Source organism: Desmospora profundinema (assembly GCF_031454155.1).
GTDB classification, from domain to species: Bacteria; Bacillota; Bacilli; order Thermoactinomycetales; family DSM-45169; genus Desmospora; species Desmospora profundinema.
Genome location: NZ_JAVDQG010000002.1, coordinates 179,824 through 204,355 on the forward strand (window position 1 = coordinate 179,824; position 24,532 = coordinate 204,355).

At 52.1% G+C, this 24,532-nt stretch carries 20 protein-coding genes and 1 tRNA gene; 5 read left to right on the forward strand and 16 right to left on the reverse strand.

The annotated features are described in order from the left end of the window. Positions 1-10: 10 nt before the first annotated feature. The 6 genes from JOE21_RS04550 to JOE21_RS04575 all read right to left on the reverse strand — a co-directional run bounded on the left by JOE21_RS04550 (position 11) and on the right by JOE21_RS04575 (position 7,013). The gene (locus tag JOE21_RS04550; RefSeq protein WP_309862944.1) at positions 11-1,063 is read right to left on the reverse strand and encodes a type II secretion system F family protein; all 1,053 of its coding nucleotides are present in this window, start codon (positions 1,061-1,063) and stop codon (positions 11-13) included. Next, the gene (locus JOE21_RS04555) at positions 1,029-2,141 is read right to left on the reverse strand and encodes a GspE/PulE family protein (RefSeq protein ID WP_309862947.1); all 1,113 of its coding nucleotides are present in this window, start codon (positions 2,139-2,141) and stop codon (positions 1,029-1,031) included. The genes JOE21_RS04550 and JOE21_RS04555 overlap by 35 nt, the downstream gene beginning before the upstream one ends. A gap of 1,511 nt (positions 2,142-3,652) precedes the next feature. Next, positions 3,653-4,045, reverse strand: a complete 393-nt coding sequence (locus JOE21_RS04560; RefSeq protein WP_309862950.1) for a hypothetical protein — start codon at positions 4,043-4,045, stop codon at positions 3,653-3,655. A 100-nt stretch (positions 4,046-4,145) separates the two neighbouring features. After that, positions 4,146-4,751 carry a response regulator gene (locus tag JOE21_RS04565; protein WP_309862953.1) on the reverse strand — a complete coding sequence of 202 codons (606 nt, stop codon included), beginning with the start codon at positions 4,749-4,751 and terminating at the stop codon, positions 4,146-4,148. Further along, positions 4,748-5,872 (reverse strand): sensor histidine kinase, encoded by a 1,125-nt coding sequence (locus tag JOE21_RS04570; RefSeq protein WP_309862956.1) that lies wholly within the window; start codon positions 5,870-5,872, stop codon positions 4,748-4,750. Before JOE21_RS04570 ends, JOE21_RS04565 begins: the two co-directional genes overlap by 4 nt. Continuing rightward, the gene (locus JOE21_RS04575; RefSeq protein ID WP_309862959.1) at positions 5,820-7,013 is read right to left on the reverse strand and encodes a DUF418 domain-containing protein; all 1,194 of its coding nucleotides are present in this window, start codon (positions 7,011-7,013) and stop codon (positions 5,820-5,822) included. The genes JOE21_RS04570 and JOE21_RS04575 overlap by 53 nt, the downstream gene beginning before the upstream one ends. Positions 7,014-7,253: 240 nt before the next feature. Here JOE21_RS04575 and JOE21_RS04580 point away from each other — a divergent pair. From JOE21_RS04580 to JOE21_RS04590, 3 genes are all read left to right on the forward strand, one after another. Continuing rightward, a tRNA-Gln gene (locus tag JOE21_RS04580) sits at positions 7,254-7,328 on the forward strand. Positions 7,329-7,614: 286 nt separating this feature from the next. Beyond that, positions 7,615-7,767 (forward strand): hypothetical protein, encoded by a 153-nt coding sequence (locus tag JOE21_RS04585; RefSeq protein ID WP_309862961.1) that lies wholly within the window; start codon positions 7,615-7,617, stop codon positions 7,765-7,767. Positions 7,768-8,046: 279 nt separating this feature from the next. After that, the gene (locus tag JOE21_RS04590) at positions 8,047-8,862 is read left to right on the forward strand and encodes a metallophosphoesterase (protein WP_374709326.1); all 816 of its coding nucleotides are present in this window, start codon (positions 8,047-8,049) and stop codon (positions 8,860-8,862) included. Between the two features lie 44 nt (positions 8,863-8,906). Here JOE21_RS04590 and JOE21_RS04595 read toward each other — a convergent pair whose 3' ends face one another. Further along, positions 8,907-10,025, reverse strand: a complete 1,119-nt coding sequence (locus JOE21_RS04595; RefSeq protein WP_309862964.1) for an MGDG synthase family glycosyltransferase — start codon at positions 10,023-10,025, stop codon at positions 8,907-8,909. Continuing rightward, complete coding sequence (locus JOE21_RS04600; protein ID WP_309862966.1) at positions 10,022-10,624, reverse strand: YkoP family protein; 603 nt, start codon at positions 10,622-10,624, stop codon at positions 10,022-10,024. The genes JOE21_RS04595 and JOE21_RS04600 overlap by 4 nt, the downstream gene beginning before the upstream one ends. 144 nt (positions 10,625-10,768) lie before the next feature. Between JOE21_RS04600 and JOE21_RS04605 the strand changes: the two genes are divergently transcribed. Beyond that, positions 10,769-11,050, forward strand: a complete 282-nt coding sequence (locus JOE21_RS04605; RefSeq protein ID WP_309862968.1) for a 4a-hydroxytetrahydrobiopterin dehydratase — start codon at positions 10,769-10,771, stop codon at positions 11,048-11,050. On the opposite strand, the gene JOE21_RS04610 is transcribed toward JOE21_RS04605, so the two are convergent. The 7 genes from JOE21_RS04610 to JOE21_RS04640 form a co-directional block, all read right to left on the reverse strand. After that, positions 11,047-12,702, reverse strand: coding sequence for a M20/M25/M40 family metallo-hydrolase (locus tag JOE21_RS04610; protein ID WP_309862971.1), 1,656 nt, complete (start codon positions 12,700-12,702; stop codon positions 11,047-11,049). The two genes, JOE21_RS04605 and JOE21_RS04610, sit on opposite strands and share 4 nt — an antisense overlap. 72 nt (positions 12,703-12,774) lie before the next feature. Continuing rightward, positions 12,775-13,971: a tRNA uracil 4-sulfurtransferase ThiI gene (gene thiI / locus JOE21_RS04615; protein WP_374709315.1), complete on the reverse strand. Its 1,197-nt coding sequence runs from the start codon at positions 13,969-13,971 to the stop codon at positions 12,775-12,777. Then, on the reverse strand, positions 13,968-15,131 hold the full coding sequence (locus JOE21_RS04620) for a cysteine desulfurase family protein (RefSeq protein ID WP_309862974.1): 1,164 nt from the start codon (positions 15,129-15,131) through the stop codon (positions 13,968-13,970). Before JOE21_RS04620 ends, thiI begins: the two co-directional genes overlap by 4 nt. 154 nt (positions 15,132-15,285) lie before the next feature. Beyond that, the gene (locus JOE21_RS04625; RefSeq protein ID WP_309862976.1) at positions 15,286-16,311 is read right to left on the reverse strand and encodes a LacI family DNA-binding transcriptional regulator; all 1,026 of its coding nucleotides are present in this window, start codon (positions 16,309-16,311) and stop codon (positions 15,286-15,288) included. Between the two features lie 201 nt (positions 16,312-16,512). Continuing rightward, complete coding sequence (locus JOE21_RS04630; protein WP_309862979.1) at positions 16,513-17,070, reverse strand: thioredoxin family protein; 558 nt, start codon at positions 17,068-17,070, stop codon at positions 16,513-16,515. Between the two features lie 485 nt (positions 17,071-17,555). Beyond that, entirely contained in the window at positions 17,556-19,577 is a 2,022-nt protein-coding gene (locus JOE21_RS04635; RefSeq protein ID WP_309862982.1) for a DUF6359 domain-containing protein, read from the reverse strand. A 378-nt stretch (positions 19,578-19,955) separates the two neighbouring features. After that, positions 19,956-21,221, reverse strand: a complete 1,266-nt coding sequence (locus JOE21_RS04640; protein ID WP_309862984.1) for a cellulase family glycosylhydrolase — start codon at positions 21,219-21,221, stop codon at positions 19,956-19,958. 489 nt (positions 21,222-21,710) lie between these two features. On the opposite strand from JOE21_RS04640, the gene JOE21_RS04645 reads away from it, so the two are divergent. Beyond that, positions 21,711-22,163 (forward strand): nucleoside 2-deoxyribosyltransferase, encoded by a 453-nt coding sequence (locus tag JOE21_RS04645; RefSeq protein ID WP_309862986.1) that lies wholly within the window; start codon positions 21,711-21,713, stop codon positions 22,161-22,163. Between the two features lie 176 nt (positions 22,164-22,339). Here the strand turns inward: JOE21_RS04645 and JOE21_RS04650 are convergent, their stop codons facing one another. Further along, a complete protein-coding gene (locus JOE21_RS04650; protein WP_309862989.1) occupies positions 22,340-24,337 on the reverse strand; it encodes a glycoside hydrolase family 15 protein in 1,998 nt (665 codons plus the stop codon). Positions 24,338-24,532 lie beyond the last annotated feature (195 nt).

Consider the following 24,532-nt stretch of genomic DNA (forward strand, 5'->3'; position numbering starts at 1 on the left):
CACTCCTTTCTCACATGGCCTGCACCAGATGTAACATGGGCAAAAACATGGCAATCACGGTGGCGGCCATAAACAAACCGATGATAAAAATTAAAATCGGCTCCAAACTCTTCGTCCATCGTTTCAACCGCTCCCGAATCATCATTTCGGCCCCTTTGCCCAATGTGAGAAGCGATTGGTCCAACCGGCCGGATTCCTCTCCCAACGCGGCCAGCCGCGCCAAAGCGGGCAGAAACCGATCTCCCTCTTTCTCCACGGATCGATGGAACGACTGTCCCTGCAACAACCCCGCACGAATGCGAGCGACACTGCGGGCTAGCGGTCTCCAGGGACTTAATTCCTTCATGATCTCCACCGCCCGCAATAAGGGGACTCCCGATTGGAGCATCGTTCCCAATTGAACAGACAGATAATGAGTGAAACGCAAGGAGTAGAACGACCGCAACCCAGGGAGGCGCCGCCACCATTCCTCGACCGTCTCCTGACGATCCGAAGGCAGGTAGCGCACCGATATCCGCAAAATCAAGATGAATAAGACCATTCCGGCACCCGCCACCCCGATCACCGGGAGAAATCCATGGATCATCAGCACCATCTGGGTATAGGCCGGCAGTTCCAACCCCATCGCTTCATACAATTCACGAAACCGAGGAACCACTGTTGTCATCAAAAAGAAGAAAGAAAAACCCACTAATACCAGCACCACCAGCGGATAAGCCACGGCTTGGGATATGTCCCGACGAAAACGATACTGCTGACTGTAGTAGGATTCACACTGTTTTAATCCAAACGCCAGGTTCCCGTGCTCTTCCGACGCCCGGATAAAGGAGACAAACAGCGACGGGAACCCTGCACCTGCCAACGCCTGTGACAAACTCCTTCCATTGTCCAGATCCACCAGGATCCCATGGGCTTCCTCCGGCCTTAGCACCTTTTGCTCCTGTAACAGGCGCAGACTGGGAACCAGGGGAAAACCCGCATCCAACAGGTGACCCAAATGTTGGCCCACTTGGGCCAGTTGATCCACCCTAATGCGCTTCTTCCTTTTCCGTGAGTGACTCATCCGTCACCTCCACCACCCGATGATACTCGGCAACCGTTGTTTGACCGGTAAGCACTTTTTCCAACACCACTTCCTGCAACGAGCGCATTCCCTCCCGATTAAACGCTTGCCGCAATCGGGATAGAGAAGCCCTCTCCACCACCAGCGGCTGCATCTCTTCTATCATCAACAGCACCTCAAAGGCACCGGTGCGCCGTCGGTAGCCGGTTTGGTGACAATGTTCACATCCGGGTCCGCGGCACTCGCTGCAGATCAGCCGGATCAGCCGCTGCGCAATTACACCGGTCAAGGCGGAAGCAATTTTATAAGGCTCGATTTCCATATCCAGCAGACGGGTGATCGTGCTGGGTGCGTCTGTGGTGTGTAAGGTGGTTAACACCTTATGTCCGGTCAGTGCCGCCCGAATAGCAATGTCAGCGGTTTCTCTGTCTCTTACCTCCCCCACCATGATCACGTCGGGATCTTGTCGCAACACCGCACGCAAGCCCATCGCAAAGGTGAGTCCCGCTTTTCGGTTAATCTGGACCTGATTCACCCCCGGCAGCTGATATTCCACCGGATCTTCCAATGTAACCACATTGCGCTCGGGACGGTTCAATTCTTGCAGCATCGCATACAAGGTCGTAGTTTTCCCCGTCCCGGTCGGACCGGTTACGATGATAAATCCTCCCGGCATTCCGATCATGGTTTTCAACCGTGCCGCCTCGTCGACTCCCATTCCCAATTCGGATAAAGAAAGCAATTCGGGACGATTGCGCAGCAGGCGCAGTACCAGCTTTTCTCCATACAACATCGGCATGCTGGATACACGAATATCCACCCGCTCGGTCTGATGATGAACCGCCATCGCCCCATCCTGGGGGAGCCTCTTCTCTCCAATGTCCATATGGGCCATCACCTTAATGCGGGAGACCAGTGCTCCCAACGCCTCTTTGGGAAAGCGGCTTACGGGAACCAAAAACCCATCCACCCGCTGGCGGACACAGACATGATCGATGCGCGGCTCCAGATGCAAATCACTGGCCCCTGATTCAATCGCTTCTTTTAGTAGCTCCGTGACGGTTTGAGCGGCATCCACCCCCTCACCTCCTTTCTATTGTAAGAATAGGATTCTATTCCCTGGTTTTCGACACAAGATGTCGCAATCCTTCCTTTGTTGTCATTTTTTATATAATTTAGTCGAAATGTATTAGGAGGAGTGCGAATCTCCCATACAAAAAAGCCCACCCAATACAGGTGAGTCTTTTATCTGAGAGAGTGATAAAGTGTAGATCTTTCCCCTAGCACCATCTCGTGTATATACTTCCCAGCGGCATTACAGTGAACACTTATTCCTTTCAAATAGAGCATCGTAGTCATCCGTTTCCCTTGGAGAGAATACGGGATCCACAGAACCAACCGCCCTTATTCCATCGGCCGCAATGCCAGTCACGGGTTCGTATGAAAATTTCCAATGTAAAACGTCTCTACCGGATGATCTCGATCGGAACTCCTGTAAAAATAGTAGGACCCATTATGGGGCGAGACAACACGATACCCAAACGATTGGTTCGAGGCGATCGAGGTAGTTGGACGGCATATTTGGTTCGATTTGGAACGAGTCGTAAAACGATATCAAAAGGGGCATCAACTGGAGAGAACCGGACAAATCCGAATGGCAGAATACATCAGCCTGGGCTTGATCGAGTAACACCATTCTAATCGCAACTGAATAATATACCCATGTACAAAATTTAAAAAAATATGGGTGAGATAAGGGATGAAAAACATAAGGGATGAAAACATTGTAGTTTTAGGAAGAATCATATTCATAATCGGGATTATTATATTGTTATTTAGTAACTTTCTCCTTTTGAGTGTTGAAATGCGAAGGGCTTCCTAAAGATTAACCTCCTTTTTCCCAATGAAAAAGGCCTGGAAAAGTCCAGGCCTTTATTTGTAATTAACGCCACCGTTGCGGAAATTCGTATTCTCTATATGGATGATACGGTGGTCTATATGGATGCACAAACGGCCTAAAAAGTAGGCCATGAGGTCCACCAAAAGGGAACGGTCTTAAATGGTGCGGTCCCACAAAAGGGTGCGGGATTACAGGGTTATGTTGCTGAAACAAAAACCAATTGTACCAATAAAGGCAAGGATTCATGATATCACCCATCTACTTATTTTAAATATAAATACTCCAATCGCCCGTTGTGGTTACTGATTATACAGCCCATTTCATTTGAAAAATAGGCATACGGGTCGAGTGACACTCGACGTTAGGCACTCATACCATAAATTAACCTTAACCACTCTAAAGGAGGTATTCATCTGCTACTATTACCTTAATTGCTATATAACTGATGTTACGATCACCATTGACTAGATTCACAGTATGTTATGAATGATTTCCTTGTAAAGAATCGGTTTAGCGGCTGCGGCTTGCTTCCCTGATGGTCATCACGTGATTTTCATAAATCAATTACTACCCTTCACCCAATAAAAATCTCCCTTGCCCCAGGGTGTTTTTTATTGGGTTATAAGAGAGATCAGATTAAGTGGAAAATATAAAATAGCTCACCCTTACAGGGCGAGCCTTTCTGTTCTCTAAGTCGGTTTATAATCCCCTTTTCCACAACCGCAATCCGGGCAATCAGGATCTTCTTCTTTTTCCTCGAATATATGCAGGCCGATCTCCTCCAGGATTTCACCAAGAGCCGTATTTGAAATTCGGACTGTCACATAAGTATCTAACCGCTTCGCAGGGATGCTGATATGGTATGGGGTGATCCGCTCAAACACCAGTGCCAGTTCCTTCAGGGGAAAATCTTTGGTATAGAGATTAACAACGGTTTCTAACTCTACTGTGTCTAAATCGCCATTCCATCTGAATATGGGATCGGAACAAAAACAATTACAGCGGTCAGGATTTTCTGATTCGGAAATACAGCCGCAGCCGCCTGGACAGTGGATCGAACAATTACCCGCTTGGCATTCCAATGGCATCACTCCCTTTCCAAGAATCAGGATGAGCCATTGTTATCCCATTTATTCGTTTCCGATCAGCGTCTTTTATCCGGATCGGGCCTTGGCTGGTCTATTAAATCCACCCCTTTTTTTCTGCTTTTACGATGGCGTGGTGCCGGGAATCCACCTCCATTTTTTGTATGGCTGTGGAAAGATAATTACGGACCGTACCGGTGGTCAAAAAGAGTGTTTGAGCGATTTGTCTCGTGCTCTGCCCTTCTTTTGCCAGACGAAGGACTTCTTGCTCCCGCTCGGTCAAAGGATTTTCTTCGCGATGAAACAACGCTGTCATCAGCTCCGGGCTGATCACCTTCTCTTTGTTCATCACTTTGCGGATGGCACCCACCAGGGTTTCAATCGGTTCATCTTTTAATAAATACCCTTCCACTTGAAGATCCGTGGCTTTCTGTAAGTAACCCGGTCTGGCAAACGTGGTCACGATCATGATCCTGCACGGCCACTGGTGGCGTCGGATGTGTTCGGCAACCTCTAGACCGGTCATGACGGGAATCTCAATATCGAGAATGCATACATCCGGTTGATGACACGCAATCGCATCCAAGGCGTCTTTTCCATCGGACGCTTGCGCCACCACCTGTATATCCTCCTCCAGTTGCAGCAGCGACGTCAACGCGCCTCGCAGCATCTGCTGATCTTCTGCGATCACGATGCGGATCATGGCACCTTCACCCTTTCCCCAGACTGGGCCGGAATGCGTAAGGTAACGACAAACCCGCCGCCGGCGGGAGACTCCAACCCGACATCGCCATCAGCCAGACACATCCGCTCCCGGATCGATTCCAATCCATGTCCCCGTTTCTCCTCCTTTACCGACCCGATGCCGTCATCCATCACTCTGACTTCATAGCGGCCGTCGTTCCATCCCATCTGGACGGTACACCTCTTGGCTTGGCTGTGTTTGATGACATTGGTGAAGGCTTCCCGAATCGAGAGGGCCAGCATCGTTTCCTTCGCATGGGAAAGATCCGGCCGGGGACCGGTTTCCCTTAGGACTAAGTGGACTCCTGCCATACGGAACAGGGTGTGTGCGTGTTGAATCTCTTCCTCCAGGGATACCTGCTTCATGGACGTTACCAATTCCCGCACTTGTTTCAACGCCGTTCGGGAAGTGTCCCTCACTTCCTGCATCTCTTGTTTCGCCTGATCCGATTGTTTATCCATCAACCGGATCGCCAGCTCGCTTTTCATTTTGATCATCGTCAGGGTTTGCCCGAGTGTATCGTGCAAATCCCGGGCAATCCGATTTCGTTCCTCCTCTTGAACATATCGTTCAATTTTTTTGTTCGCTTCATCCAATGCATAACCCAGCGATCGTGACCGCTCAACGAAATAGACGACAACAGGGATCACCAGCTGCAACAGGAGAAACAGCATGGAATAGGAAGGAACGAATCCCGACAGGTCTCCTTTGTGCCCGTAATAGGCAGCCGCGTGCATCGCCGGGAACGCAGGCATGCCCAGCCCGATCAGACGCTTGGAACGGGCCAAACCCAGTTGGCCTGCTTGCATAAAGGCGAACACCGTTAGCGAAAGATGGGAAACCATCCCTAAAACCGCTAGCACCCCACATCCGATATACACGGAAACCAAAAGGCGCTCATCCTGATGCCACAAACTCACATAAAACACACTCAAATAGATACTGTACAGCAAAAGGCTGCCGATCAAACCAAAAGGCTTGTGTACGATAAACACTTGATAAGCTAAAGAGAGAAGCGCAATCACATCAATCAGCAGATATTGATCGATCTGATCGCGGGGGTACAGTTTTTGCAGCATTCATCCGTCCTCCAACCGGCCACGCAGCCAGGGATCGACGCATGCTTTCCATCGGGCCGAAGCGAAACATGCGCAACCAAAACCAGGCAAAACCCACTTGAAACAGGCTGATGCCAAACCAAATCGCCACCGTCGCTAAAGCACCCACTTGTCCGCCCCAGCCCAATCCCCATCCGTAAAAGAGGATGGAAGCCATCACATTTTGTAAGACATAGCAGCTGAGTGCCATTTTCCCGACCCGCTCCATATAAGACCATAGCCGCAGACGGGGACGGCTTTCGACCCACTTGGCGATCAGCGCCATATAGCCGACGGCCAGAAGCGGGGCAAACAAGTACCGAACCGGCAAATCAAACGCTCCTCCAGGGACAAACTGAAGCAAATGGAGCGGAGCCCCCAGAAACAAGCCGATCCGCAGCATGTTCCGGCGGATGCGTTTTCCGTTGTCATCGGGAGAAAACGCACCGGCTCTCATCAGGCGAACACCCAAAAGAAACAAAAACACATTCATCGGAATGACAAAAATCGCTTCCGCGCGAAGCACCCAAAAATCGGACAGACGATATTGCAGTTGTTCCAGCCATGTGCCGTCTTGATAAAGGCTGACCACGTGAGACATTTCGCCCGCAAGAGCATTTCCCGTAGCCAGGATCACTCCCGTAACCGACAACAGGCTCAACACATGAAATCCACCCGACAGCATCATGCTCCATTTGATCGCTTGATCGCCGAACTTAACGATGAAGGAAACGATTATAGCCGTCACCGCGTAACTCATTAAAATGTCATACTCCATGACCAGCGTAAAATGAATCATTCCTTCAGCCAGCAAAATCAAGGAGATCCATAGATAGATGCCGGGCCAGGCATCCTTTTTCCGCAATGCTTGCCGATACTTTAATTCTAATCCAACTCCAAATAAAATCGCCAAGATCCCGAGGAATTTTCCATTTACCAAACACAAAACAAACACCCGAATCCATTGATCCAGCGACGTCCACCACGGCGGATGATCAAATGTGAGTACATATGATAGATCCCCCAGGTTGGCAAACAGCCAGATGTTGGTTCCCAATGTACCCAAAATGGCAAACCCCCGCCAGATATCCAGCAAACGAATTCGTTTGTGTGAAGGTTCCACGGCACTCTCCCCATTCTTCAGGTGTCCTCTTCCATGCAGATTTTACCGTTGAAATAGGGGGACGAATATTCACAGGGGTCAGCAAAAAAGAATGACAGGTGTCATGGTTTGATCTCCGCGAGAGATCACCCGATCCGCATTTTTCATTATTGACAGAAATCAGCCGAAAAGGGATAGAACAGGAGTCTGGATGACATAGTATGAGGGAACGGGCTCTACTTAGGGAATCCCGTCTTCCCATGGGGAGTAGCCAAGCGGTAAGGCAACGGACTTTGACTCCGTGATGCGCAGGTTCGATCCCTGCCTCCCCAACCAACAACAACCCCCCATCCCAAGATAACGGAGATGGGGGGTTGTTATGATAGGAGAGAAGAATAGATAAACGATCGATCCAATCATAAACACAAGAAATGAAAGGACTGGGCATTTCAACATGGTTGATTTTGAATGGTATCGCAGTTTTATCAGCATTTATAAGTACCACTCGCTATCGGAGGCAAGCCAAATCCAGAATGATGACACAGCCCGCCATGAGTCAACATTTGGCCTCTTTGGATGCAGAGTGGGGGAACCTCTGGTTGAATCATTGGAGGAAGTCACGATGGGCTTGAAAGCTTCCTCTTCTTCCACCATACCCGCCGTCAGGATCGGATCAGCACCGGAATTTTTTCGCGAAAGGATCCTTCCCCGCCTGAATCAAATCGACATGAAAGTGATTGCTTACTATAGCATTGCATCCGTGGTGATGGAGTGATACATCATATGCGAGGCCGGATCCTGAACGTAAAGGTGGATAACAGGGAATGATAACCATTACCATAGGAGACACTACTATTACGTCAGTCCCCGTGTTCTTGCGTTCCGCCTCTCCGCAACCGACAACCCCTATCCCAAAAGCCGTTGGGATAGGGGGGTGATTTAAATTCCCAATTATATCCATAAAAATTTCCTTTTTTCACCCTCGACGCACCTCGTCCAATCCTTTACTATATAATAGACTGTCTATGGATAGGTGGTGTTAACGTTGTGGATGATCTGGACCTTACTTCTTGGACTGTTCGCCATCTGCTGGGGGATTGCACGGTATAATACGTATAAACCCACTGTCAAACATGTCGATATTCAAGTATCCCGTCCACTGAACAACAATGGTTTGCGCATCCTGCACTTATCCGACCTTCATATGGAAAAATGTTCAATTTCACCGGAAGCCTTGTTGGAACAGGTGAAAGACGAACCGATCGACTTGATTGCATTAACGGGTGACTACTTGGATACCAAGCGGATGAGCGGACGCTTCCTTCAATATATGGACGCCCTTCAGAGCCTTAAGCCCCGATACGGGATGTACGCGGTTTTCGGCAATCATGATTATGTCATCGCCGATTATCTGCCGACGCTGCAAAAAGAAATGGAACGCCGTGGATGTATCGTTTTAAAAAATGAGCATCACACCTTAGACATCGGCGGCCAAAAGTTGAACATCATCGGAATCGATGATGCCTATACCGGACGCAGTGATGCGGATCGGGCCTATCATGGAGTAACGGAAGGAATCAACCTGGTCTTGACCCATGATCCCCATATTGTGCTGGACATGGATCATCACTTCGACTATCTGTTGTCGGGACATTTCCATGGCGGTCAGATCTGTTGGCCCAAACCGTACCATCTGCGTAAAATGGGCAAGCTCCCGGGCTTAAACGTGATCAGCGGCTTGCATTATCATCAGCAACGCGCATTTTATATCAGTGACGGCTTGGGCCAAACCGCTTTTAACCTGCGCTTTGGCTCCCGTCCCGAGATTACGTTCCACAGCCTCGGCTCCGGGCCGTCCGTCAAATCTTAAACTCATAACAAAGCGGTGGCGACTTTTAGTCCCACCGCTTTGTTTTAGTTTGTTTTTAGTATGACTCCGGCGGCGTCCAAGGCGGACCCGGGTTTCCCTAGCCCCTTCGCCCGCTGCCTCATCTGATCCCAACGTTCCGGTGCCTTCATCAGGGGATGAATATGGCGGGGAATCTCTCCCGGTCGGTCCTGTCTGAGAGCCACTCGATGATGAGTGAGAAACCGGCTGTTCCGTTCCTCCTGTCCCGGAATCGGTTGGCAGATCATCATGGGCAACCCGGTGGCAAGGGCTTCCGAACTGGTCAGTCCCCCGGCTTTGCTGACAATCAGATCGGATACCTTCATCCAATCGCGCATACGCTGGGTATAACCCAAAATATGGACACCCGGCTCCTGATCATAACGGGCCGATAATCGTTCCAGCAGGCGCTGGTTTCGTCCCGTCACCACCACCAGTTCTTCGTTGGGCATTTCCAAGCGGAAGGATTTCACTACCTTCTCCAAGGGCCCCAACCCGACACCGCCCCCCATCAAAAGGACTGTAAAAGCTTCGGGTGCGATTCCCAACTGTTCCCGCAGAACGGCTCTTTCCCCCGTATCTTCCGTAAAACAGGGATCGATGGGGATCCCAGTCACATGGAGGCGTTCACGGGGCACTCCAAACCAATCATGTATTTTTTCCGCGACGCTTTCGTGCGCCAGCAAATAAAAATCAACAGCGGGATGAATCCAAAAACCATTGGCATCAAAATCGGTAACCGCTGCTCCCAATCGAAAATCGAAGCGGTGTCGTTCTTTCAACTGTCCCATCGCCCCCAGGCAAAATGCATGGGTACAGACCACCACATCCGGCGACTGTTCCTCCAGGAGCTTCAAAAGTTTGGTAGACAACAGTTCCCCGAGAGGAGTCTGAAACCACTCGCTCCAGGTTTGTTCCCGTTGATAAGCCGCTCCCCACAAACCCGGAGCATAACGGAGCGTTCCCAGATAAAACTGGCGAACAATGCGTTCCAGAGAAGGACTGAAGTGGGACAAGCCGCATTGAATCTGCACCTTTACATCCGGTGCGGTCCGTTTGATCCCGGCCCGAATGGCATCCGCCGCCCGAAAGTGTCCGTTTCCTCCGACGGTTTCCGTTAAAATCATCACATGAATCCCGCTCATGACTTCGACCTCTCTCCATAATATCGAGACAGTTGATTCCGGGAAATAAATACCCGTTTGGGAACCAAATCCCGCCGCTTCCACAGCCGTTTCCATTCCGAGGGCTGGCATACAAGCAAAATCAGCTTTAGAAAAAGAGATTTGAAGCGACTTTTTACCGGATGGGTGTAGTCCTCGATATCAAAGTGTAAATGATTCGCTCCCCGATAGATAAAAGTGGTTCCCGCCAGAACCTGAATGTCTTCCGCCTCGGCATGATGTTGGATAAAAGAGGCCAATGTCGGCAAGGAGCGGCGAATCTCATTCATTACTTTCAACTCGATACGCACAGCCGATGCAGGATGGCGACCCGTTTTTTGGGCCATGTGTTCCTTACGCATTAAGTGGGCCAGTCTCCAATTGTGGAGATGGAGCTTGGCATACCGATCACCGGGGAGTAATCGCACGCCATCTTGTGTCGTTAACGGATCTCCCCGATACCGCTTGAAAACCACACGGAACAAATTGTGATGTTCCTTGTCCACGTACTGTAACCGACTGGTATGGGAATAAAACCAATCCAGAACTCGCCACAGTTGCATCAATCCGTCGGTCACCACCGCGGCTCCCCCCTTGAGATGAAAGCAGAGTTAGTATAAGCCAAAGAAAAAAGCCCCATGCAACCCGGCGGGTGCCAGAGGGCTTGACAAAAGATGCCACCGGTATAACGATGGGGGAAACGAAAAAAGAAGGGGGAGTACCCTATGGCTTTATCTGCAGAAACGGTGGAAAAACGATTAAAGGAAAACCCCGGATGGGTCCGGTCCGGGGATCGATTGGTACGAACGGTTCCCTTCGAAAATTATATGGACGGCGCCCGTTTTATCCAAACGATCGCCCGTATTGCCGAACAGGAGAATCATCACCCTGACCTGATGCTGACTGTTGATCGGGTCATCGTCTCCACCACGACCCACGATGCCGGAGGCATCACCGAAAAAGATTTTCGTTTGATCGCGCGCATCGCAGAAGTGCACGAGGCTTAAGAGGGACGAAACAGCCGTTCCACCACTTGTCGATTGATCTCCGGCACCAGTTCCATGGAATAGGCCACTTCGACACGCTCCCATTGTTTATGCGCATCTTTTCCGTAAGGTCCGATATTGACCACCGGGATATCCAACTCCCGAATCGCGTCCACATCCATCCGATGTTTGGTTCCCCATGCAGGCATATTTTGAGCCAGTGCGTCCAAACCCTCTTCATCATCACTGATGGCTACAAAGCTCATATCGGAAATATAAGGAAAGAAGTGACGCACCTGGATCGGATGGATACAATCCGGCTGTACGGCACCTACCGCTTCCCGTACCGCTTCGATCAAGCGGCGGTCCCGATCTTGATCGGGATCTAATACGACACGAGGAAAATAGACGGAAGCGTAAAACAACACGACACCCGGTCCCGCTTCCCCGCTGCACTGCCATAATTCCTCCACCATGCGCCGGTTATACTCCCGCAGATCCAGTCCTTCCTCGTTGACCAGGTTCATGGCAAACTGGCGCATCTCTTCTTCAAAGCCGGGTCCCTGCTCCTTTGAAGCCTGCTGAACCAATTCCTCATACGTGTACACCCGTGCCGAAAAATCCGGCGAGCCGACAGGGTCGCCGCTTTTGCGTGCAAACGAATCCAACCGCTCCCGATGAATGGCCAAAGCGGCCTCCAACGCTTGGGCAGCCACTTCCCGGAGGCTCTCCAACACGTCTTTCGGTGAACGGCGGTGAACGAAATAGTTGTAATAGACCCAGGCGGTAACAGGCGTCTGCACATCGTAGGATCCTTTCAGATCCGTCTGCTTTAGACTGACAGGCGGGGTGGTCACTTCTCCGTACATCTCATCGCAAAACTCCGGATTATAATCCAGACGTCTCGTCAGCTCCGCCGCCACCAGGTTGGGATCCAACCCTTCAAAGGCCTGACCGGCGTGGGTTTCCGAGCCGACGATGTAGAACGCGGGCAGCAATTTGCCGACCGTTCCGAGGTAAACGTAGCGGTGAGGGTCTCCGTCATAACGGGGGGACGTGTAATCCGTATTGATGGCGGCGATATAATCCAAATCATGCTCACGACGGATATGGGCCAATTCATCCAGCGAAGACAAAATCCCTTTGGAATTGTCCTCTTCGTCGCATGCCGCCAAAAAGACGAGATTTCCGCTCCACTCCTCCACCCGATCGGCATAATGGCGCAGAAGCGCCAAATGACAGGCGAGCCCGCTTTTCATATCGACGGAGCCCCGGCCGCAGGCCCATTCTCCTTCCTCCAGATCGCGCTTCACTCCCGGTGGAATGCGTTCGTCTTTCCAGCGTTTCATCAATTCATCCGGGGTAAAGGCCCACCGTTTCCACTTTCCGTAATCCTCCACTCCCACCGTATCCAGATGGCCCATCAGTAGAACCGTCTCCCGATTGGGGCAGAGATTCCCCTTTACCAACGCCAGCACGCTGTACCGTTCCTTTTCATCTCCACGGGTCCGCACCAACCATAGATGATCGGGATGCATTTGAAAATAGGGCCACTCCCTCAAACGGCCATGAATGTAATGGGCTAAGTCCCGCTCCCCCAAGGTTCCCACCACACTGGGATGACTCACCAGTGCACGGGTCCACTCCAGAACCTCCTTATTCCATTGGTTCATGCCAACCCACCTCCACAAATGATTCTGAAAACGAACAGGGATGAAAAACCACCCGGCCAAGCCGGATGGTTTTTAAAAGTATTGGAACTCGTTCTCCTGCTGATCGGGCTTCAGATCGATCTGTTCCGCCCTCTCGACCGCTTCCTGTACCAGCCGCTCCACCTCCAGTTTCCCCTCCAACTCCCGGGACAATGCCACACTGGGACGGGTAACCGGTGATTGAGGCTGGAAAACGGTACAACAATCTTCATAGGGAAGAATAGACGTTTCATAGGTCCCAATCTGTTTCGACCAATTCATGATTTCCTGTTTGTCCATGCCGACCAGGGGACGAAGAATCGGAAGGGATGCCGCATCATTGATGGCGTTCATGCTCTCCAGGGTTTGACTCGCCACCTGCCCCAAACTCTCCCCGGTCACCAACGCCAATGCCCCTTGTTTCCTCGCCACTGCCTCGGCAATCCGTACCATGTAGCGGCGCATAACGGTGATCAGATACGATTCGGGACACTTTTCCCGGATCTGGGTCTGGATATCCGTGAAAGGCACGACATGCAATCGGATGCCGCCCCCGTACCGGGTCAGGATCTGGGCCAAGTCGACCACTTTTTGCTTGGCCCGCTCACTGGTAAAAGGATAACTGTGAAAGTGGACCGCTTCCACCGTCGCTCCCCGTTTCATCGCCAAATAGGCGGCCACGGGACTGTCGATCCCGCCGGAGAGCATCAGCATCACCCGGCCGCTGCTGCCGACGGGCAGCCCGCCGGGACCGGGAACATCCCGTCCGTACAGATATGCGGCTTCTTTTCGCACCTCTATATGCAGGAGCAGTTCCGGATTATGCACATCGACTCGAATTCCTTCGAATTCCCGGAGTACGGCGGTTCCCACTTGCCGGTTGATCGCGTCCGAACGATGGGGAAAACCCTTATGTGCCCGCTTCGCTTTCACTTTGAAGGTGCGGGGAAGGGGGGCATGCTCCCGTACCAACTGCAATGCCGCTTCCTGAATAACGCCTAAATCCGTCTCCACTTTCTTGGCGGGACAAATCCCCACCACACCAAAGACATCCCGCAGGGATTCGATCACCGGTTCCATCGGTTCTCCGTTCAGCTCTACAAAGATACGGCCAAACGTTTTTTTAACCTTTACACCGGAATAGGTTTTTAGTTTTAACCGGATGTTTTGCATCAGTCGGTTTTCAAAGTCGGAACGGTTCCGCCCTTTCAAGGCCAACTCCCCGTACCGAACCAGGATCCAATCGCTCATGATTCATGCACCTTCATCACACGTTGTAGTCGCGGAATCACCCGCTTGAGGGCCTCAAGAGCCCTCTCCGTCTCGTTTTTCACCGTCATCAACCCCATGCTGACCCGGATGGAGCCGATTGCTTCCTCGTCACGCAAACCCATCGCCTTCAAAATACGACTGGGTTTTTCCCCTTTGGAAGAGCAGGCGGATTTGCTGGAAACGATTACCCCTTCTTCCTCCAGGGCATGAACGATCACTTCCGATTTCAAGCCCGGAAACGAAAGGGAGAAAAGATGGGGCGCTCCCCCTTCCCGGCTCACATCTCCGTTCACCCGCATGCCGGGTAAGGTTTCGCTGGCATGCTTCAGCCACGCTTCTTTCCATTCCGCCCAGCGGGGCCCTATCTCCCTACGCCGCTGATCAGCCAGTACGGCTGCTTTGGCCAGCCCGACAATCCCGGGCACGTTCTGGGTTCCGGATCGAAAGCCCTCTTCCTGCCCCCCTCCGACCAACAACGGGGTGAGCCGGATTCCTTCCCGGATGACAAGAACCCCTGCTCCTTTGGGGCCATGAAATTTGTGAGCGGATAACGTCATCAGATCGATTCCCCACTGTCGCGGCCGCACTTCCACTTTACCGAAGGCCTGTACCGCATCCACGTGAAAAAGTACTTTGGGGAACCGGCGCAGCCGCTCCCCAATCTGACGGATCGGTTGAATCGTCCCCGTTTCATTGTTGACGTGCATGATCGATACCAGCACCGTCTCCTCGGTCACCGCGTCTTCCACCGCTTGCGGATCCACCCGTCCCTGGCTGTCCACGGGCAGATAAGTGACGTTCCACCCTTCCTGCTCCAACTGTTTCATCACTTGATAGACCGATGCGTGCTCCACCTGGGTGGTGATCAAATGACGCCCCCGGTTGCGGAATTGCAGGGCCGCCCCTTTAATGGCCAGGTTGTTGGATTCTGTTCCGCCCGATGTGAACACCAGGGAAGAAGGAGAGACATCCAACGTACGCGCCAATGCCTGCCTCGCCTGGGTAACGAGCCGTTCCGCCTTCCCTCCCAAGCCGTGAAGGGACGATGGGTTTCCATATATGTTTCGCATGACATCCGTCATCACTTGCACCACTTCGGGATCCATCCGGGTGGTCGCACTGTTATCTAAGTAAATCATCAACCGTCATCCTTTTGCCATGCGTTTATTCCAAGTCCGACAGCCTCTGAACATGATACCACAGGTGAGAAGCCGATGAAAGGCAACTTCCCTGCTATCCTCCCACCTGGGGCTCCCTCTATTCCATGAGCCTGTTCATTCCATCATCGGCCTTTTACGATTTCGCCAACCGTCTGGTGGATTCCCGCACTTCCAAGCGAGAAGGGAGCACCACTTCTTTTTTCGTCTGCATCCGCTCCGGGTGCTCCAACCCGTCCAAAAGCAACTGCATCGCTTCCACTCCCAATTCATAGGAGAGAATCCGGACACTGGTCAGGGGCGGATGGGTATAGGTCATCATCGGGGTGTCGTTAAAACCGATGATCCCCAGATCACTGGGTACCGACAATCCAGTATAATGGGCGAAGCGTAATGCGCCCAAGGCAAACAGGTCGTCTGACGCCAACACTGCATCAAAGGCGACTCCTTCAGAACGAAGACGGCACAACGCCTGGAATCCCTCTTCTTCGGAAAACTCCGTCGACACAATTCGTTCCGGTACCACCGGAAGCTGCCGTTCCAGCAAGGCTTGTTTGTACCCCTGCACCCGATCCGATGTCACCACCAGATCCCGAGGCCCGCTGATGAAGGCGATCGATTGATACCCTTGGTCCAGCAAGTGTAACGTCGCCTGATAGGAGGCATGAACGTTGTCATTATTGACCGACAGAGCCGGATGTTCGGCGCTGCGTCCGATGACGACGAAAGGGGTTTCTTCCTCCACCAGAGTGGAGATCAGGGTATCGTGAACCCGGGAAGTGGAGACGATCAACCCGTCCACGCGCCGCTCCCGGATCAGACGCAGACACTTTTCCCTTTCTTCTCTTTCATTCATGCTGATGGAAAGTAAAATATTATAATCCCGGAACTGGGCTACCGAGGACATCCCCCGCAACACCTCAGAAAAAAAAGGATTGGAGAAAGCCTGATCCGCCCGTCTGGACAGAGTGAACCCCACCGTTCGCGTGTTGGCCCGCGCAAGACTGCGGGCGATGGCATTGGGAACGTACTCCACTTCCTCCATCGCCCGCCGCACCTTCTCTTTCGTACGGTTGCTGATCCGGTCGCTTCCTGCGATCACCCGGGAAACCGTGGACGGGGACACCCCCGCGATTTTGGCTACATCTTTAATCGTCGCCATATGGAAGAACTCCTTTATCCACTGATTGGCATCCGTGAGACCCGCATGGCACGGATGCAATCGTTTTCACCTCCATTATAATCGATCTAACGCACGAATTCTCGTTCCGGGATGAAATTTCTCTCATTTTCATGAATATCAAGGGAACAAACAAACCCAGCTTCCATCGTTGGAAGCTGGGTTTTGGCATTCACCCGCTGTTTATTGTTTCCACTTGATATTGCAGCCGAGGCTCGGCTTTTGATCCGTTGGAACCGGTTTTCCCTGCAACAGGCGGTCTAATGCACCGCGGAGCGATTCACCCGTTACCGGAATTCCGTTCTCCGGCCGGGAATCATCCAATTGCCCCCTGTAAACCAGTTGCATCTCCCCGTCAAACACATAAAAATCGGGCGTGCATGCCGCTTGATAAGTCCGGGCGGTCTCTTGGGTCTCATCAAACAGATAAGGGAAAGGATAGCCTAATTCTTCAGCCACTTCCTTCATTTTTTCCGGTGAATCATCGGGATAGGCTTCTGCGTCGTTGGCATTGATCGCGATAAACGAAACTTGTTGGGGTTGATAGTCTTTCGCCAGCTGCACCAGTTGTTCCTGGACATGTTTGACAAAGGGACAATGGTTGCAGATGAACATCAAAACAGTCGCCCGTTCGGATTTTAATTCCTTCAGGGAAAGCGTCCGGCCGGAAACGACATCGGGCAATGAAAAAGAAGGAGCTTGGCTCCCCAGGGGAATCATGTTGGATTCAGTGCGTGCCATCAAACCATCCTTTCCGGATTGAAAGTTTCCTGTCATTATCCTACCACAGATAAACCGGGAGGTTGGAATCCAGATCTCCCGGTTTGATTTTCTCATCTGAAATTGATTGTTTAGGGTGGGACTCCGGGTCGGGTATGGCTGTCTTCGTTTCGTTGCAAAAAGCGCATAGCGAGACCGGGAACGAAGCGACCCAGGCGAGACTTGTGCTTTATGAGTACAAAGGATCTCAGTCATCCCACCACCCTCTCTTCTCACACCGCCGCCTGCTCTTTTATCTGCAACTGTAGTATTCGAGCGTGTCCTGATAAACCCATTGCAAAGGGAGAGGTCCGGTGTGACCGTCTTCGATCTCTTGCAAAAAGCGCAAAGGATCTCAGTCGGCCACACCGTCCTCACCATAACATCATACAAGCTTGAATGACCAGACAGGCCCTAGAACACATCTGAACTATCCGCAGGGTCCGAGACCCCAGGCCGAACAGGTCTTAAGCCGCCGGATTTCCTGCGGCCCCCTGATCCTGTCGTACAGGGGCTAATCGATTCAGCCACGCATCCAGCGCATGGTAGGCTTCCTCTGTTACCCACCCTCGTTGAAAACCCCGTTCCAACTGCTGTTCTGCCTTGGACCTGGCGCACTCCCATTGGAGCTCCCGGATTTCGGCCCAGCGGGTATGCCCTTGTTCTTCCGCTTGTTGTCGTTGGTTTTCCAACTGAATCAAACGATCGAAACTCCGATCCAATTGTCGGTATAGTCGTCGTTCCATCCTCTCTTCCTGGTAGTACCGGTTTAAGAGCACCTGCAATTGCTCCAACTGTCCGCTTCGGGACTGCTCCAAGGGGTGATAACCGGCACGCTGGGCATCTTCTTCCGTTTGGAAGAAGACGCGCCACTCATCCGGAATGGATTCCCACTGGTCAGCAGGAACATATGTGCGGGTACGGTAATCACCCACCGGACGATACAGCTCATCTCCCCTCTCCCGGGCACGGAAGACAAAAGGCAATTCCAACAACGGATCAGCCGGGTCCCAGATTCCTTTGCCCGCATCCTTGGCTTCTTTCAGGGCACTACCGTAACGTTCCACTTCCTCGTTCTTGAAAGGCCAGATGAAATACGTAACGGCATACCCCTCTTCCACCATCTTCAGATTGGTGTTGAGGCCGTCTTCCCGTACCACCTCAGCCAGCAGGCGGCCGTAACCATCCAGGGGTTCTTCGCCCAATTTCAAGGTGACCGTATCTCCAGGCGCCAACAGGGTTTCTAAATATGCACCTGCGCGTTTACCATGATCCATCTGATTCTGATCCTGTTCATTCTCCACCTTGTGATAGGTTTCGGCAGTATCGATATTCAGATAACGAACATTGGTTGCTCCCAAAACCGGATCCTTCAGGCGGATGGTGTCCCCGTCGACCACCCGTTCCACCACCGCCTGAAACTCGCGGCCGTCGGTGGAGGGCTTCTCCTTTTGCACATCGGAGACGGTCAGATCCGACTGTCCCCGGGGAAGCACTTGATACGTATCGCGATACTGGCTGGAGATCCCCGTCACCTGATACCAATGATCGCCTGCCAACTGGCTTAAGTCGATGCCGGTGCTTTCCCAGATCCGCAACGTCAGCGGATCAAAATCCTCGTTGATCACCGTCAAATTGGCCCCGCCGTTGTAATAGTCCGGCACGTTCCGGACAAACCCTTCCAGGGTGACCAATTGCCCTTCCAGTGCTTCCGCTGCCTCCTGGTCACGGTACTGTTCAATGGATACGGTTTTGGCTTTTACGGGTTGGTTCCGCTCCTGGATCTCCAGCTCATCCACGAGAATCTGGGTGACGTTGTCATGTTCCCCCACCAAGCCTTCCACCCGTACCCGGTCCCCTTTTTTCACTTCGGGAAACCGTTCCGGGTTGTGGCTGAACAGTTGGATCCCCGCCTCCCCATCCTGTAGATAGACAGACAGTTTGCCCGGAAAAAGCAGCCCATTGTCCACATTGACCACACCCTCGGTGATCACGCGACTGCCCATAGAGGTACGCGCTTCAGCGATGCTTACGGCTTCCGCCGGTTCATCCGAACCGTCCACCCAGCTGAAGGAGGAAGCGTTGCGCAAGCCGGGAACGGAAAAATAAGCGGCCAGATCCCCGCTGATCCGTACTTTTTTACCCAGATGATCCGGATGATCCACCAGATTCAACTGCTGTCGGACGGCATTGTTGGGCAGTTGCACCGGCAACAGCTTGGCTTTGTCCCGTTCACCGGGATCATCAGCCAGCAACAGATTGGTGTTGACGGAGAACGGTGCTTCAAATCGTCCCGAACTGAAAGAACTGGCGGTGTTGGTCGTGCCGACGATAAATCCCTCCACCGTGGCGGACCCCTCGTTGTTGGCAATCGCATCAGTGACCGAGATCACCCCTGAAGCGGCCTGCCCCGTCTGCGGAATCATCGCCATCATCACCAGGGCGAACACAGCCAGCCACATGGTGGCTTGGCGAAAAAAGCGTTTCATAATACCCGAATGCCTCCCCTTTTCCCCGTTGGATTACGCGCTGATTATACCGCACTATTGTTAATTTTTCTTCAGTTTTTTTGTGTAGATATTCTATTACGTTAAAACGATCTATGATTGTACAAAAAACATCCTCCACATGGTTTGCCACATCGTGCGATCCTTGCGGGCAACCGGTGTAAAGCGCGTCTCCAGGTAGCCGAGGGCCGGTTGTTTGTGAAGTACAAAAAAATCGACTAAATAGGGAAGCTTTTTCTACCCGATTACAGTCTATCAACAAGACTACAAAAACCTTTCACTTTATGTGAAAGGTTTTTTGTTGCGGGTCCATCGATTCATTTTGTAATCTTCATACCTATCTCAGATCCCTCGTGGTCACTACCGGTTCCGAATCTTGTCCCGAACCCATTGGCCGGCAGGCTTCAGGTTATCAGCCGTCCACTGCCCGCTCGAACAGGTACCCGTTTTCCAAACGGCACCGGACCGCCAGTCATCAGAATAGTTCCAGTTGATCCAGCTGATCTCTTTGTCCTTCATGATATCGAGATAAGCTTGTGTGCTGTTAAAATCATTGGGACCGTCTCCCGTGTATTCCTGCGACCCCCACTCCGTGACAAAGATCGGAATACGGTCAGCCGCCCAGGCTAACTCGTCGCGGTATGCCTGTCCGTGAGAAGCCGCGTAGAAGTGGAACGTATACATGATGTTCTCCGCATCGACCGGGTGATCGACGATGTCCCGGGCACTGCGGCCGTCGGAGATACCGAGGGAGGCCCAGCCGTGGGTGCCGATCAGGATCACGGAATCCGGATCATGCTGACGGATGACCGGAATGATCTGATGCGCGTAATCCCGGATCCGGGACCAGCTAACCCCATTGGGCTCATTGGCGATATCATAGATAATGTTGGTCTTATCCCTGTGCTGTTGAGCAATAGCGGTGAAAAAAGTCTTGGCATGTTCCAGATTAACCATCGGATCACCCGGTGTTAATTGGTGCCAGTCCACCAGGACATACATCCCCCGCTCGGTGGCCTCTTCGATAATCCGATTCACCTGGGCCGTGAACCCTTCGGGGTCCGTCTCATAACCCCCTTCCTGCACATACAGAGAAACTCGCAAAATATCCGCGTTCCAGTCATATGCCAGCGTATCAAGGGAAGATTCCGTCACACAATTGCCCCATCCATACCATTGCAGACCATGAGTACTCATGCCGCGCAGTTGAACCGAATTGCCGGATTGGTCACACAGCTTGGTGCCGCAGACATGCAACGGACCATGGGTTTCAATGGGTGTTCTCCCCTCAGGCTGAGCGGGTTCTTTTGGTTCAGCAGGACCTCCGGGCTGATCCGACTCTTTCGAACACGATCCCAAGTCTTCCCATACCCCCCATTCACCAATCACGCGGGGCTCTTCTCCTCGTGTCCACCATTTCGCTCTCCATTCGTGTCCGTTGTGAGAAACCGTATCCCCTCCCGTGTATACCTGCATGCTGTTCCAAGCGGATGACGTACAATCGGGTGACGGTTCCGCCGACACAGGTTGGATCACCCCAGCGATACCGGCTAGAACAAGTGCTGAAATACCGATAAAGATAAGAATTTTCAGTAAATTTAATCCCGACAAATGTCTGATGAACAACGCAATCCTCTCCTTATCACTTTCTTTTCCCTCTCCATGGACCGTCTTAGATATATATACCAACCATTTTATCAATCCATAGTATAACGGAAACGAATCTTCCTTTCAATCAAAATTATGAAAAAATTTTATAAAAAGTGACTACTCCTTATTGTATTGCTCCATAGGGATTTTCATTTTAAGGCGTGTCTGAACCATCCATAGCGCGAGATCCCGGGTTGGTATGGCTGTCTTCGTTTCGTTGCAAAAAGCGCATAGCGAGACCGGGAACGAAGTGACCCAGGCGAAACATGTGCTCTATGAGTGCAATGGCGAACCAAAAGCCATACCAACCCTCCCTTTTTCTCACGGAAAAGTGATGACCAGACAGGCCCTAAACAGACGACGGGTAGACCGGTTATGGAACCGATGCCCCCTTTGGACCGATGAAGTCACCTGATGCTCCATGTTTTCATACTATAAATCAAAAAATAAGGAGTAAGAGAATCCGTGAAAAGACAGTTGAGATCAGGGATCCACATGCGTAGAAAAGTATACTTGGCCGGTCCGTTTTTTAATCCTGAACAAATCAGATTAGTAGCCATGCTGGAAGGTCTATTAGCGATAAAAGGGCTGAACGTACACTCCCCGCGAAAACATCAAAGTCCCTTACCATTTGGATCGATGGGGTTTCGCAAACAAACTTTCGCTTCGGATCTACGTGCAATCAAACGAACAGACATCGTTTTCGCCGTTTACAACGATGAAGACCCCGGAACCATGTGGGAAATAGGGTTTTCTTATTCTCTGGGAAAACCAGTAATCCTTCTAAATACGAAAGAAAAGAGATTAAATCTGATGATTGCGGAGTCTCTTCATGCCTACTTAAACAGCTTGAATCAGGTCCTGCGATACAATTTTAATCGTCTCCCTCGCATTCCGTACACCGGACCGATTATTTGACAAATCCTCTGCATTTTCTATCGACCGCCCCCCGCAATCATTTGCCGTAAAATACAAGAGTATTTTGTGTAGTCACCCGCCTGATCTACTACCATAAACAAAGAATTCCACAAAAAAAGACGGGTATAGGACCCGTCCTTTAAATGGTTCACCGGTAGCTTCAACTTCAAGACGCTTCACTCCACCACTTCTAAAGATGCGGACTCGTTCCCTTTCCCCGCCTCCATCCAATCCAGCACTGCCAGTACCAGCATGGCGTGAGACCATGTCAGGGGAACGACCCAAGCAGCTTCACCGGTGTTGCGGTCGATTTGTTCCGGCAGCAGATCCAGTTCGGTTCGGTGATGGACCGCCCACTCCAGGAGCGTTTCTGCTCCCTCCCGATCCCCCGCTTTGATTTTGTACAGGGCCAGCCACAACGTGGTCAAAATCCAGGGATTCCCTCCGATATAGGGATCGTCTTCATAGCGCAGGATGCCGCCCGCGGGTGAGCCGCCCAAAGCGTTTTCCACCGCTTGCGCCGTCTGTTGCACCCGTTTGTCGTGGATATCGAACAACTCAAAGGGTACATTCACCCCGAGTAGGCTGATGTCAATCACGGCATCTTCCCATACCCGGTGGGTGGGATGCCCTTTGCTGTCTGTCTCCACCACCACCCGGTCGCCCCGGTTTTGTGCAGAGACAAACTCCTTGTCGGTGACGGCCAGCTTTAACCCGCGCAGGAACGATCCCCGCTCCGGATTCCACAACTGCCGATCACAAGCTTTCTGCAACGCTTCCGCCGCTTGCCCCCACGACTGAGCTTTGGCTTGATGCCCCAATTGCCGGGCAGCCGCCGCCGCTCCATTCAGCCCGCCGTAGACCGCAGCCGCCGAATAGGTATGCTCTCCGTTTCGTTCTTCCCACAAATCGCGGCTGGGCAGGGGAAGTCCCGTTTCCGGGTCGATAAAACCAACCAGAAAGTCCTCTCCTTTCCGGATCGTGGGCCACATTTCAATTAAGAATGCGTCCTCCCCGGTTTCCCGGTAATGCTGCCACATTCCCCACAGGATCGATCCGGTTTCATCGATCTGCAAACCCCAGTGAGGAGCCACCCGGCCATCCAGGTAGTGTCGCTGTTCCCAAGAGCCGTCGGCACTCTGAGCATTTGCTGCCCAGCGATAAAACCGGCGGGCCATGCCATGATACCCCGCCCGATCGATCGCCGTCGTGATGTAGGCGGCATCCCGTCCCCAGCAATAAGCATAACCGCCGCAGCGGGTAAAGCCTTCATCAAACTCGGGAGCGGCGATTAAGCTGCCGTAATCCGGATCGCTCATCAATTTAAATACAATCAGAGAACGGCGGTACAAACGATCCCATTCCGGCCGCCCCGTAGCCACCGGCCGCGCCTGGGCCAGATAATCCGTCCAAAACCGCACCGTCTGCTCACGCAAAACATCGGCACCTGTATCCCGTGCATAAGCAAGGGTCGACACCGCTGCCTCCGGTCCGTTGCCGAAGGCATAATAAAGGGTCAGGGACACCCCTTCACCGGGATTCAGCTCTCCCAAATCCCACATCAGGGCCCCATTGGCCTCCATCTCGATGTCGTTGCCGCCAAGCCGCCCTTGTTCCGCCTGCCGGCGGGCATCCCCCGCCTGGAAACCGGCACAGGCACGATCCGCACCGATCGCACAGGCGTATTCGTGACGGAAGTGGACCAAGGCATCCGCCCTCCGATCAAACGCAACCGTCTGATAATGAGGGTGTTCTGCCATCGGCATCGACGAATACTGGAAAAACTGAACCGGCCGACGTTTCTCCCCCGTGTTGGTCACCGTATACCGGCGGACCAATACCTCTTCCCCGACAGCGGCAATGTCCTCTCCTACCACTTCCCACCCATCCGGGTGATTGGCCCGTGTCACCAAGATGGCCGTATCCTCTACATATTGCTGTTGATGCGTCCACGCTCCCTCGTGTGTCCACTGGACTTGTTTTCCCGTTCCAGGTGTAAACAGACCCACGAGAATTTCATCCACATGCTGCGGAAAATCGACCCGCGGCCACCACAGACGAACCATTCGGCCCGTTTTCATCAACGAAGCCAACATTTTTCCGTTCCCGACTACCGCATCAATGACATAAGGTTTTTTCGTCATCCATTCCACTCCCATTTCATCCGTTGGCATCTATAGACCCCACCCGTCAGGGGTGCCGGATCCATCCATGAGACGAATCCAGCGGGTGTGGCCGTTTTTCGTTGTAAAAAGTGCAAGCAAGGAGGCGGCGATTTGAACAACCAAGTATAAAAACCAAACCGCGTCATCATGATCTATTGTAATGGGAATCTCCTCATTTGCGCAACCGGTTGCACAAAATCGGGC